We start from the raw sequence: 11,998 nt of genomic DNA, 5'->3' as shown, positions 1-11,998 counted from the left end.
CGCGGCTACAATGCCGGCGGCGGCCAGCATTTCCACATCGACGGCTCGGCCTGCGACATCGTCTCGCTGATGTGCCTCCGGGCGGCGAAGTCGGGCGGCGCCAGCCGCATCGTCAGCGTCGCGGCCCTCTACAACTGGTTCGTGGAGAATCGTCCCGACCTGCTCGCGGTGCTGATGCGGGGCTATTACCATCGCAACCACGAGATGGACGCCCAGCATTCCCTCCAGCCGCCGCAGAGCGCCGAGCGCATCCCGGTCTTCGGCATCCGCGACGGCCGCATCTCCTGCGTCATCGACACCGGCTGCCTGCGCTACGCGGTGCATTTCGGCGGCGTGACGCTGACGCCCGAGGAGATCGAGGCCTTCGACGTGCTCCAGGCCCAGGCCCGGTCGGAGGAGTTCTTCCTCGACATGAACTTCGAGGAGGGGGACATCCAGTTCCTCAACAACCGCGCGATCATGCATGGCCGCACGGACTACGAGGACCATGACGACGTCGAGCGCCGCCGCCACCTGCTGCGCCTGTGGCTGCATGTCCCGGAGTGGCCGGCACGGCCCGAGAATCAGATCTTCATGACGCTCGCCGACTGCCACCACTGGGCGAAGCGCCGGACGCCCTTCATGGACATGCCGACCGAGTACCTGGCGAAGCTGGCGGCCGAGCAGGAGGAGCGCCGGCGCCGGGCCACGGTCCTGCCGCGCCTCGCGCCATCCCAGCGCTACCGCAGCGCCGCCGACTGGCGGCCCGAGCCGCAGCCGGCGGCGAACTGACCGCCGGCCGGACGACGCGACCGGACAATCCCGCAGCCGACAAGACGGGCGATACGACACGGCACCACCGGACGGGCACGGACCCGAGACAGGAGAGGATCGGATGAACGAGCATGACAACGACCGGCCCGGCAGCGGGTCGCGGCACGGAGCCTCGTCGCTGCAACTGCCCCGCCGCCAGTTCCTCGGCATGGCCGCGCTGGGCGGGCTGGCAGCCGCCCTGCCCGCCCACCGCCCCGCCTGGGCGCAGGCCGCCAAGCCGCCCAAGGGGACCCGCAAGGGCCAGATCGTCGTCGGGCTCTCGCAGGAACCGACCGTCTTCAATCCGCTGCGCGCCCGCATCGAGGTCGACGACGGCGTCCACCTCAACCTCTTCAGCCCGCTCTGGTCGCTCGACGCCAAAGGCAACCTCGTGCCCGAGTTGGCGAGCGAGATCCCGACGGTCGAGAACGGCGGCCTGTCGGCCGACGGCCTGACCTGGAAGATCAAGCTCCGCTCCGGCGTCACCTGGCACGACGGCAAGCCCTTCACGGCCGAGGACGTGAAGTACACGATCGAGCTGATCCAAAACCCGAACTTCCCGGCGATGAGCCGCAACGGCCACGCGCTCGTGAAGGACATCCAGGTCGTCAGCCCGACCGAGATCAGCTGGAAGCTGGAGCGCTTCTTCGCGCCCTATTTCTCGATCCTCGCCTGGACCATGATCGTGCCCAAGCACATCCTCGGCGCAGGCGGCGATCCCAAGGACTCGCCCTTCAACAACAAGCCGGTCGGCACCGGCCCCTTCAAGTGGGCAGAGCGGCGCCCCGGCGACTACCTGATGCTGGAAGCGAACGACAAGTACTTCGGCGACGGCCCCTACGTCGAGAAGCTGATCTTCAAGTACATCCCCGACCTGATCGTCCTCAAGACCCAGTTCATGACCGGTGCGGTCGACGCCGTCGGCATCCAGGGCATCACCCCCGACAACTTCGAGGAGGTGAGCAAGGTCAAGACGGTCAAGCTCTTCCGGGCGCCGATGCCGTTCCTGGAGAGCCTGTCGCTGAACAACGGCCGGCCGCAGTTCCAGGAACTGGCCGTCCGCCAGGCGCTCTACCTTGCGCTCGACAAGGAATCGATCATCCGCGACATCTACTATGGGGCGCACCGGCCGACCGAAACCTACCTGCCGCAGCAGTCCTGGGCCTACAACCCCGACCTGCCGAAGCACAAGTACGACCCGAAGGCGGCGATCAAGCTCCTCGACGATGCCGGCTGGAAGCCCGGCCAGGGCGGCGTCCGCGAGAAGAACGGCGTCCGGCTCGAGTTCTCGAACTCGACGACCGCCGGCAACCATCTCCGCGAGCAGATGCAGCAGGTCGTGCAGCAGAACTGGCAGCAGATCGGCGTCAAGCTGTCGATCAAGAACTTCCCGCCGGCCGTCATGTGGGGCGACTACTGGCGCAAGAGCGAGTGGGACACGGTTGTCGTCGGCTCCGCCTTCGGCGTCGGCTCCGATCCCGATGTCAGCGACCGGCTGGGAAGCTGGGCCATCCCGGTCAGGACCGGCACCGGCGCCAACACGATGCAATATTCCAACCCGCAGGTCGACGCGCTGCTCAAGGAGAGCGTCGGCCTGGTCGACCGCGAGCAGCGCCGAAAGAACTACCTGAAGGTCCAGGAACTGTTCCGCGGCGACCTGCCGCTGCTGCCGATCTACCAGTACGTCCAGACCGAGGGCACGAAGGCGAACCTCATCGGCTACGAGGCCAACGTGAACTACCGGTCCAACTGCTGGAACATCCGCAGCTGGTACTGGGCCGCCTGACCGCGGACGCGCCGGGGCGGGTTCGCCCGCCCCGGCATCGCCGCAGTTTTCTTGCCGTTTTCTCGACCAGGCGGGTCGAATTGTCGACCGAGGACTTCCGCGTCGACTGCCATTCATTTTTGGAAATGACGCATAACCAGTCCGCTACTTGACCCCTGCTCGCGCCAGGACCCACCCTGAACGCCGTTGCAGCGGGAGGCGGCGGAGGCGATGGCAAGGGTGGCGGTCCACGGGCCCGGATCGGAGCAGGCGGGTTCGGCCGGGGTCGACCTGCGGCGCCTCTTCGACCCGCGCACTATCGCCTTCGTCGGCGCCAGCGAGGATCCGGGCCGCAACGTCGCGCGCTCGCTGCAGGCGACCATGTGGGCCGGCTTCCGCGGCCGCATCCTGCCGGTCAATCCCAAATACGAGACGGTCTTCGGCCATACCTGCGTCGCCGATGTCGCCGACCTCCGCGAGCCGATCGACATCGTCATGGCCTTCGTCGGGCCGGACCGGCTGCTCGACGTCTACCGCGCCTGCCGCGGTGCCGGCTTCTTCATCGCCGTCGGCGACGTCGTGCCGAAGGGCGCGCCCGAGGCCGAGCGGCTGGGCCGGGAGATCCTGGCGCTCGCCCGCGGCGGCTGGCCACGCATCGTCGGCCCGCAATGCGTCGGCATCGTCTCGCCCGAAACCGGGGCAGCCGCGACGATCTCGACCGCGGTCGACGACAGCGGCCTGCCGCGCGGCCCGATCGGCATCGTCTCGCAGAGCGGCGGCATCGTCTCGTCCCTGATCGAGCGGGCCCGGACGCTGGGCGGCGGCTTCAGCCATCTCGTTTCCAGCGGCGGCGAGTTCGACCTGACGACGCCCGACTACCTGCGCTTCCTTGTCGACGACCCGGCGACCCGGGTGATCGGCATCTACGCCGAGAGCGTCGCCGACTATGGCGCCCTGCTGGCCATGGGCCGCCTCGCCCGCGAGCGCGGCAAGCCGGTCCTGCTGCTGCAGCCCGGCCGCTCGGCTGCCGGCGCGGCGGCGGCGCAGTCGCACAGCGGCCGCATCGTCGGCGACCGCCAGGTCAAGGATGCGGCCTACCGGCGGAACGGCATCGTCACCGTCGACGACATCGACGATCTGCTGCTGGGCGGGATGCTGCTCGCCCGCCACCGCCCGCAGCCCGGCACCGGGGTCGCCGCCTGCTCGCTGTCCGGCGGCTATGCGGCGGCCCTCGGCGACCGCATCGTCGACCACGGCCTGCGCGCCGCCGCCCTGTCGCCGCCGACGGTGGCGCGCATCCGGGCCGAGACCAACCAGCAGAACCCGGCCAACCCGATCGATGCTGGCGGCCGCGGCCGGCCGCGCGCCGGCTACCTCGACGTCATCCGGACCCTGGAGATCCTCGACGCCGATCCGGACGTCGGCGCCACGATCTATGCCGAGACGCTGTTCAGCTACATGGAGGACATCGTCCCGGTACTGCCGGAATTCGCGCGGACCGCCGCCAAGCCCCATCTCGTCTGCTGGCAGGCGGGACCGATGGTCGAGCCGGTGCTGGCCCAGCTGCGGCAGGGCGGCGTGCTGACCTGCCGCGAGCCGCACACCGCCCTGAGCGCGCTGCGGACCTTCTGGGATGTGGGCGACCTGCCGCGGGCCGCCGCCATCGAAGCGCCGCCTCCCGCACCGGTCTCGCTGCCGCCCGGTCCCGTCGACGACGACGCGGCGCGCACGCTCCTCGCCCGCTGCGCCGTCCCGTTCGTGCCGGAGATCGCGGCGCCCGATCCCGAGGCGCTGCGCCGGCGGGCGCCGGGCCTGTCCTTCCCGGTCGCGCTGAAGGGCGAGATCCCGGGTTGCCTGCACAAGTCGGACGCCGGCCTCGTCGTCCTCGATCTCGCCGACGCCGATGCGCTCGCCGCTGCCGCGGCGGCGATGGCGGCGCGCCTTCCGGGCATCGCCCGCTTCCGCGCGCAGGCGATGGTGCGGGGCGGGATCGAGCTCATCGTCGGCATCAAGACCGACCCCGCGGTCGGCGCCGCCGTGCTGCTGGGATTCGGCGGCATCTATGCCGAGGCGATGGGCCCGCCGGTCGTCGAGCTGGCGCCGCTCGACCGCGCCCTGGCCGACGGCATGGTCCGGCGCCTCGACCGCAAGGGCATCCTCGCCGGCTATCGCGGCCGCAGGCTCGCCCGCGACCTCCTCGTCGACCTGCTGGTGGCGGTCGGCCGGCTGGCCGCGGCCATGGGCCCGGCGCTGGCCGAGCTCGACCTCAATCCCGTCATCGTCACCGCCGACGCGGCCGTCGCGGTCGACGTCGCCATGGTCGCCCAGGCGGCCGCTCCACCCGCATCGCCAACGAGCCGAACAGGGAGAACGCCATGACCGAGACCAAGCGCATCAGCCGCCGGGAGGCCGGCCGCTGGATCGCCGGGCTGTCGCTGACGGCCGCCATGCTGCCCGGCGCCGGCCGCGCCCAGGAACCGCCGAAGCCGCGCCAGATCGTCGTCAATGCCTCGATCGGCGACACGCTGGTGGCGACGCGGAAGACCTACTACGCCGAGTTCGAGCGGCTCTACGGCATCAAGGTGGTGGAGAGCGGCCCGGTCAGCCTCGCCAAGCTGCGGGCGATGGTCGAATCCGGCAATATCGAGTGGACGATCTCGGAGGTCGGCGGCGAAGACGCGATCCGTGCCGAGAAGCTCGGCCTCTTCGAGCCGATCGACCGCAAGATCGTCGACATGGACGCGCTGCCGGGCGCGCTCGGCGAGCGCAAGGTGACCTTGGCGCGCGGCATCTACTCGACGACGCTCGGCTACCGCAAGGACGCCTTCAAGAACGGCAAGTACCCGCAGAACTGGGTCGATTTCTGGGACGTGAAGAACTTCCCGGGACCGCGCTCGCTGCGCGGCCGCGCCATCGACACGCTGGAGTTCGCCCTCCAGGCGGACGGCGTGCCGCTCGACAAGCTCTACCCGATCGACCTCGACCGCGCCTTCCGCAAGCTCGACGAGATCAAGCCGCACATCGCCGTCTGGTGGACGGCCGGGCAGCAGCCGGCACAGCTCCTGATCGACCGCGAGGTGGTGATGACGAGCGGCTGGAACGGGCGCTTCTACAAGCTCCAGCGCGACCCGAGCAGCGGCATCGACGCGGCCTGGACGGGGTCGATGGTGAAGATCGGCACCTTCGGGGTCGTCAAGGGCACGCCGCACGCCTACTGGGGCCAGAAGATGCTGGCGGTGATGAACGACCCCAAGCTCCAGGCCGCCTATGCCGAGCAGGTCGGCTATCCCGGCTCGCATCCCAAGTCCTGGGACTATGTCAGCAAGGAGTCGCACCGGTTCTTCCCGACCTCGCCCGAGAACCTGCCCAAGGTCGCGTGGACCAACGACGAATGGTGGGCCGCCAACGGCGGTGCCGTCGAGGAGCGCTTCGCGCGCTGGCTCCTCCAGCGCTGACATGGCGTCGACCAGCCTGTCCCAGCCGCTGCATCTGGCCGGGATCGAGAAGCGCTTCGGCCCCGTGGTCGCGATCGGGGGCGTCGACCTGGCGGTCGAGCCGGGGGAGTTCCTCACCCTGCTCGGCCCGTCCGGGTCCGGCAAGACGACGCTGCTCAAGATCATCGCCGGGTTCGAGGTGCCGGACCGCGGCACCGTGCGCATCGGCCCGGCGGAGGTGACGCACACGCCGCCGGGCCGGCGCAACATCGGCATGGTGTTCCAGAACTACGCGCTGTTCCCGCACCTGACGGTCGAGCGCAACGTCGCCTTCCCGCTCTCGGTCCGCCGCGTGCCGCGGGCGGAGATCGCCCGGCGGGTGGAGGCCGCCCTCGCCCTCGTCGAGCTCGACGGCTACCAGGCGCGGATGCCCTCGCAGCTCTCGGGCGGCCAGCAGCAGCGCGTGGCGCTCGCCCGCGCCATCGTCTTCGACCCGGGCCTGCTGCTGCTCGACGAGCCCTTCGGCGCGCTCGACCGCCGGCTGCGGCAGCAGCTGCAGGAGGAGGTCCGGCGGCTGCAGCGCCGGCTCGGGCTGACCGCCATCTTCGTCACCCACGACCAGGAGGAGGCGCTCCTGATGTCGGACCGCATCGCCGTGATGAACGGCGGCACGATCGAGCAGCTCGGCGCCCCGCACGAGATCTATGCCCGCCCGCGCACCGTGTTCGCGGCCGGGTTCATCGGCGAATCCAACCTGTGGCGCGGCTCGGTCGCGGGCACGGAGGGCGGCCGCTCCCTCCTCGACCTCGAGGATCAGACGCGGATGGTCGCCGCCGCCGCGCCCGACCGCGGCCCGGTGACCGCGCTCGTCCGGCCCGAGCATGTGCGGCTGCTGGCCGAGGGCGAGACGGCCGACAACCGGCGCACCGTCGCGGTCGAGGAGGTCGCCTATCTCGGCCAGACCCAGAAGTACCTGCTGCGCGACGGCGGCCGCAGCCTGACCGCGGTCTGGCCCCTCGCCGGCGTGCCGGTCGGGCGGGTGTCGCCCGGCGACCGCGTCGCCATCGGCTGGCCGGCGGAGGACGTCCATGTCATCGCCGGCTGACGGCCGGCGTCCGCGGCTGCCGAGGCCGGGCGGGCCGTTCCTGCTCGGCCTGCCGGCGATGCTGTTCCTGCTGCTGCTCTTCGTCGGGCCGGTGCTGCGGCTGCTGCTGCTGTCGGTCGAGGGCGGCTCGCTCGCGGCCTACGAGAAGGCGGTGACGGACGGGCTCTATGTCCGCGTCTTCCTCGACACGTTCGAGATCGCGGCGATCGTCACCGTCGCCTGCGCCCTCCTCGGCTACCCCGTCGCCTACGTTCTGACGACGCTGTCGCGCGGCTGGGCGGCCGTCGGCTTCGCCTGCATCATGATCCCGATGCTGACCAGCGTGCTGGTCCGCACCTATGCCTGGATGGTGCTGCTCGGCCGCAGCGGCATCGTCAACCGGACGCTGATGGACTGGGGCCTCACCGACCGGCCGCTGGCGCTCATGTACAACCTGCCCAGCGTCATCGTCGCCATGGCCCACGTCCTGCTGCCGATGTTCATCCTGCCGGTCTATTCGGTCATGGTCCGCGTCGACCGCGAATTGCTGCGGGCCGCGGACGGGCTCGGCGCCAGCGGCTGGCAGACCTTCACCCGCGTCTACCTGCCGCTGACCTGGCCCGGGGTGCTGGCCGGCGCGACCCTGGTCTTCATCATCTCGCTCGGCTTCTACATCACCCCGGCGCTGCTCGGCGGCGGCCGCATCGTGATGATCGCCAACGTCATCGAGAACCAGGTGCAGGCCCTGCTCGACTGGCGCTTCGCCAGCGCGCTCTCGATGGTGCTGCTGGTGGCGACGCTCGTCGTCCAGGCCGCCTCCAACCGCGTGCAGGCCGCCCGTGGCTGACGGCAACGCCATGCGCCCATGGCTGCGGCGCCTGCTCCGCGGCTACACGGCGGCCGTCTTCGCGATGCTGCTGCTGCCGCTCCTCATCATCGTGCCGATCTCCTTCAGTTCGGCCCGCTACCTGCAGTTCCCGCCGCCCGGCTGGTCGCTGCAATGGTACCGCCGCTACCTCGACGACCCGTCCTGGATCGAGGCGACCTTCGTCAGCCTGCGGGTCGCCACCGGCGCGACGATGCTGTCGCTCGTCCTCGGCACCGCGCTCGCCTACAGCGTCGTGCGCGGACGCTACCGCGGCCGCGTCCTCGTCGAGCGGCTCGGCAGCGGCCCGATGATCGTGCCGCACATCATCATCGCCATCGCCATCTACGGCCTCTTCGCCCGCCTGCGGCTGACCGGCAACGAGGCGGGGCTGATCCTCGCCCACACCGTGCTCGCCATCCCCTTCGTGCTGGCCGTCATGTCGGCGGCGCTGCGCACGGTCGACCCGGTGCTGGAGCAGGCGGCCATGAGCCTCGGCGTCGGCCGCATCGGCGCCATCGTCCGGGTGACGCTGCCGCTGATCCGGCCCGGCATCGTCTCGGCCGCGGTCCTGGCGTTCCTCTCCTCGTTCGACGAGGTGGTGGTCGCGCTCTTCCTCAGCGGCACCACCAAGACCCTGCCGAAGCAGATGTTCGACAACATCCAGAACGAGATCGACCCGACGGTGGCGGCGATCTCGGTGCTGCAGATCGCGCTGGTGGTGGTCGCCCTGCTGATCGTCTCGCGGTTCGGCGCCAAGGCGGTGCCGCGCTGAACGCGGTTTGCCGGCCGGCGTGATTCATGGTCCTGTCATGGACATGAACGTGCGCCAGTTGGAAGTGCTGCGGACGATGATCCGGACCGGGTCGGTGAGCGAGACCGCCCGCCGGCTCGGCATGTCGCAGCCCGCCGCCAGCAAGATCCTGGGCGCCATCGAGCAGGACCTCGGGATGACGCTGTTCAGCCGCGCCAACGGCCGGCTGCACACGACGCGCGAGGCCCAGGACCTCTTCCCCGAGATCGAGCGCATCTTCGGCGACATGGCGACCTTCCGCCAGCGCGCCGCGGAACTGCGCGAGGGCCGGGCCGGCGAGGTGCGGGTCGCCTCGGCGCCCGTCCTCGGGACGCTGCTGCTGCCGGCGGCGATGAGCCGCTTCGGCACCGAGAACCCGGGCGTGCGCTTCGACGCCGTCGTCATGCCGACGCCGGAGATCATCGAGCGCGTGCGCAGCAACCGCGCCGACCTCGCGCTGGTGCAGGCGATCCCGGACGACACGCTGGTCGTCGCGGCGCGCCTCTGCCACGGCCGCGTCGTGTGCATCCTGCCGCCGGGCCATCCCCTCGCCGACCGGCCGCGGGTGACGCCGAACGACCTCGCGCACGAGCGCATCATCACCTTCCATCCCGGCGCGCCCACGGGCGACCGCATCCGCGAGACCTTCCGCGACTGCGGCGTGGTGATGGAGCAGACGGTGCTCACCAACCAAGCCTTCTTCGCCGCCTCGCTCGTCCGCAACCGGGTCGGCGTGGCGCTGGTGGATTCCCTCTTCCCCTTCGGCGAGTACCTGCCCGAGCTCGTGGTCGTGCCGCTGGAGCCGGAGATCCGGCTGACCCTCAATGCCCTGTCCTCGCGCCTCCGCCCGCTGACGCCGGTCGCGCAGAACTTCGTGCGCACGCTGGCGACCGTGGCGGCGGAACTGGTGGGGACCCACCCGGGCGTGCTGCCGCCCGAACGGAGCGATTGACAGCCCGGCGCGGCTCGGCGCATCCTCCGGTCCAAGGGGGCCCGTCCGCGATCGCCCCGTGAGGCCTCGGCCGAGGTATCGCGTCTGTCAACTTCCCGATCGGAAGGAGTGGACGTCCATGCCCGGCCCCGAATCCATCACCGTTGCCCAGTTGGCCCGCCTCGTCGGCACGCCCGAGGCGCCCGAGATCGTCGATGTCCGCATCGACGAGGACCATGCGGCCGACCCGCGCATGCTGCCCGGCGCCCGGCGCCGCAGCCATCGCGACGTCGCCCAGTGGGCGGAAACCTGCCGCGGCCGCCCGGTCGCCGTCGTCTGCCAGCGCGGCCTCAAGCTGAGCCAGGGCGTGGCCGCCTGGCTGCGCCATGCCGGCGCCCGCGCCGAGACCCTCGACGGCGGCTTCGAGGCGTGGGCGCAGGCCGGGGGACTGCTCGTCCGGCCCGACGCGCTGCCGCGGCCGGACGCCGAGGGACGGACCCTCTGGGTCACCCGGGCCCGGCCCAAGATCGACCGCATCGCCTGCCCCTGGCTGATCCGCCGCTTCGTCGATCCGCGGGCCGTCTTCCTCTTCGTCGCCGCCGCGGAGGTGGCGGCCGTCGCCGACCGCTTCGGCGCGACGCCGTTCGACATTCCCGACACGTTCTGGAGCCACCGCGGCGAGGCCTGCACGTTCGACGTCATGCTGGCGGAGTTCGGCCTCGCCTCGGAGGCGCTCGACCGGCTGGCGCTCATCGTCCGCGGCGCCGACACCGATCGGCTCGCGCTCGCGCCGCAGTCGGCGGGGCTCCTCGCCGCCTCCCTCGGGCTGTCGCGCATGTACCGCGACGACCTGGCGCAGCTCGATGCGTCCATGGGGCTCTACGACGCCTTCTACCGCTGGGCGCGCGACGCCACCGGCGAGACGCACGACTGGCCGGTGCGGCCCGCCGGAGCCGGCGCATGAGCGCCGGCGGCCTGCCCTCCTTCGGCGAGGCGCTGCGGGTCTGGCTCCGCGTCGGGCTGCTGTCCTTCGGCGGGCCCGCCGCCCAGATCGCGATGCTGCACCGGGCGGTGGTCGACGAGCACCGCTGGGTCTCCGACCGGCGCTTCCTGCACGCGCTCAACTTCTGCACCCTGCTGCCCGGGCCCGAGGCGCAGCAGCTCGCGACCTATCTCGGCTGGCTGATGCACGGCGTCCGCGGCGGCCTCGCCGCCGGCGTGCTCTTCGTGCTGCCGGGGGCGCTGGTGATGCTCGCGCTCTCGGCCGTCTATGCGACGCTGGGTGCGGTGCCGGCGATCGCCGCCCTGTTCTTCGGCCTCAAGGCGGCGGTCCTCGTGCTGGTGGTCGAGGCCCTGCTGCGGGTGGCGCGGCGGGCGCTCCGGGGGGCGGTCGCCTGGGCGATGGCGGCGCTCGCCTTCCTCGCCCTCTACACGCTGGGCGTGCCCTTCCCGCTGGTCGTGCTGGCCGCGGCCGTGGTCGGCTTCCTGGTGCCCGACGCCGTCGTCGCCGGCAGGCACGGGGTCGCCGGCGACGGCGGGCCCGCGACCGCCCTCGACGCGGCGCTGGCGGCCGATCCCGGCCGTCCCGCCCGCATGGCCCCCGCCGCCCGGCGGGCCGGCTGGATCGCGGTGGCGCTCTGGCTCGTGCCGGTCGCGGCACTGGCCGCCGGCTCGGCCGGAGTCTACGCCGACGTCGCGTGGTTCTTCTCGAAGATGGCGGTCGTCACCTTCGGCGGCGCCTATGCGGTGCTCGCCTATGTCGCCCAGGAGGCGGTCGAGGGATACGGCTGGCTGACGGCGTCCGAGATGCTGGCCGGCCTCGGCCTCGCCGAGACGACCCCGGGCCCGCTCATCCTGGTGCTGCAGTTCGTGGGCTTCCTCGCCGGCTTCCGCGACGGCGGGCTCATGGGCGGCGTCGCGGCGGCGGTGGTCACGCTCTGGGTCACCTTCGCCCCGTGCTTCGCCTTCATCTTCCTCGGCGCACCCGCGGTCGAGCGGCTGCATGGCAGCCGCCAGCTCGGCGGCGCGCTCGCCGCCGTCACCGCCGCCGTCGTCGGCGTGATCGCCAATCTCGCCCTCTGGTTCGGATTGCGCGTGCTCTTCGCCGACATCCGCGAGGTGCGGGCGGGCCCGCTGGCGATCGACGTGCCGGTGCCGGCGAGCCTCGATCCGGCCGCGGCCGCGATCGCCGTCCTGGCCGCGATCTGCCTGTTCCGCCTGCGCTTCGGCGTCGTCCGCACCCTCGGCGTCGCGACCGTCGCCGGCCTCGGGCTGCACCTGGCGGCGGGGCGAATCTGACGGGGGTTGCCGGCGTTGCCGGGCCGGCCGCCGGCA

Annotated in this window: 10 protein-coding genes; all 10 read left to right on the top strand. The window is 71.7% G+C overall.

Annotated elements, in window-relative coordinates:
* On the top strand, nt 1–771 hold a 771-nt coding region (locus ACE3Q3_RS09410), incomplete at its 5' end, for a TauD/TfdA family dioxygenase (RefSeq protein ID WP_374444931.1).
* 103 nt (nt 772–874) lie between these two features.
* Nucleotides 875–2,578: a peptide ABC transporter substrate-binding protein gene (locus ACE3Q3_RS09405; RefSeq protein ID WP_374444927.1), complete on the top strand. Its 1,704-nt coding sequence runs from the start codon at nt 875–877 to the stop codon at nt 2,576–2,578.
* A gap of 210 nt (nt 2,579–2,788) precedes the next feature.
* Nucleotides 2,789–4,936: an acetate--CoA ligase family protein gene (locus ACE3Q3_RS09400; protein WP_374444924.1), complete on the top strand. Its 2,148-nt coding sequence runs from the start codon at nt 2,789–2,791 to the stop codon at nt 4,934–4,936.
* Nucleotides 4,933–6,012, top strand: coding sequence for an ABC transporter substrate-binding protein (locus ACE3Q3_RS09395; protein WP_374444920.1), 1,080 nt, complete (start codon nt 4,933–4,935; stop codon nt 6,010–6,012). The genes ACE3Q3_RS09400 and ACE3Q3_RS09395 overlap by 4 nt, the downstream gene beginning before the upstream one ends.
* A 1-nt stretch (nt 6,013) precedes the next feature.
* A complete protein-coding gene (locus tag ACE3Q3_RS09390; RefSeq protein ID WP_374444917.1) occupies nt 6,014–7,096 on the top strand; it encodes an ABC transporter ATP-binding protein in 1,083 nt (360 codons plus the stop codon).
* On the top strand, nt 7,080–7,922 hold the full coding sequence (locus tag ACE3Q3_RS09385; protein ID WP_374444914.1) for an ABC transporter permease: 843 nt from the start codon (nt 7,080–7,082) through the stop codon (nt 7,920–7,922). Before ACE3Q3_RS09390 ends, ACE3Q3_RS09385 begins: the two co-directional genes overlap by 17 nt.
* A complete protein-coding gene (locus ACE3Q3_RS09380) occupies nt 7,915–8,715 on the top strand; it encodes an ABC transporter permease (protein WP_374444910.1) in 801 nt (266 codons plus the stop codon). The genes ACE3Q3_RS09385 and ACE3Q3_RS09380 overlap by 8 nt, the downstream gene beginning before the upstream one ends.
* A gap of 37 nt (nt 8,716–8,752) precedes the next feature.
* Nucleotides 8,753–9,685 carry a LysR family transcriptional regulator gene (locus ACE3Q3_RS09375; protein ID WP_374444907.1) on the top strand — a complete coding sequence of 311 codons (933 nt, stop codon included), beginning with the start codon at nt 8,753–8,755 and terminating at the stop codon, nt 9,683–9,685.
* A gap of 118 nt (nt 9,686–9,803) precedes the next feature.
* The gene (locus ACE3Q3_RS09370) at nt 9,804–10,628 is read left to right on the top strand and encodes a chromate resistance protein ChrB domain-containing protein (RefSeq protein ID WP_374444905.1); all 825 of its coding nucleotides are present in this window, start codon (nt 9,804–9,806) and stop codon (nt 10,626–10,628) included.
* Nucleotides 10,625–11,962: a chromate efflux transporter gene (gene chrA / locus ACE3Q3_RS09365; RefSeq protein WP_374444902.1), complete on the top strand. Its 1,338-nt coding sequence runs from the start codon at nt 10,625–10,627 to the stop codon at nt 11,960–11,962. Before ACE3Q3_RS09370 ends, chrA begins: the two co-directional genes overlap by 4 nt.
* The last annotated feature ends 36 nt before the right edge of the window (nt 11,963–11,998 follow it).

Origin of the sequence: Allostella sp. (assembly GCF_041913585.1) — a bacterium.
Lineage (GTDB): Bacteria > Pseudomonadota > Alphaproteobacteria > ATCC43930 > Allostellaceae > Allostella.
This window is presented reverse-complemented; position numbering and strand designations above follow the sequence as displayed.

Excerpts from the sequence above, each read along its gene's own strand:
- ACE3Q3_RS09370 (WP_374444905.1), top strand. The coding sequence starts at position 9,804 with ATGCCCGGCCCCGAATCCATCACCGTTGCCCAGTTGGCCCGCCTCGTC.
- ACE3Q3_RS09390 (WP_374444917.1), top strand. The coding sequence starts at position 6,014 with ATGGCGTCGACCAGCCTGTCCCAGCCGCTGCATCTGGCCGGGATCGAG.
- ACE3Q3_RS09405 (WP_374444927.1), top strand. The coding sequence starts at position 875 with ATGAACGAGCATGACAACGACCGGCCCGGCAGCGGGTCGCGGCACGGA.
- ACE3Q3_RS09395 (WP_374444920.1), top strand. The coding sequence starts at position 4,933 with ATGACCGAGACCAAGCGCATCAGCCGCCGGGAGGCCGGCCGCTGGATC.
- ACE3Q3_RS09375 (WP_374444907.1), top strand. The coding sequence starts at position 8,753 with ATGGACATGAACGTGCGCCAGTTGGAAGTGCTGCGGACGATGATCCGG.
- ACE3Q3_RS09400 (WP_374444924.1), top strand. The coding sequence starts at position 2,789 with ATGGCAAGGGTGGCGGTCCACGGGCCCGGATCGGAGCAGGCGGGTTCG.
- ACE3Q3_RS09385 (WP_374444914.1), top strand. The coding sequence starts at position 7,080 with ATGTCATCGCCGGCTGACGGCCGGCGTCCGCGGCTGCCGAGGCCGGGC.
- chrA (WP_374444902.1), top strand. The coding sequence starts at position 10,625 with ATGAGCGCCGGCGGCCTGCCCTCCTTCGGCGAGGCGCTGCGGGTCTGG.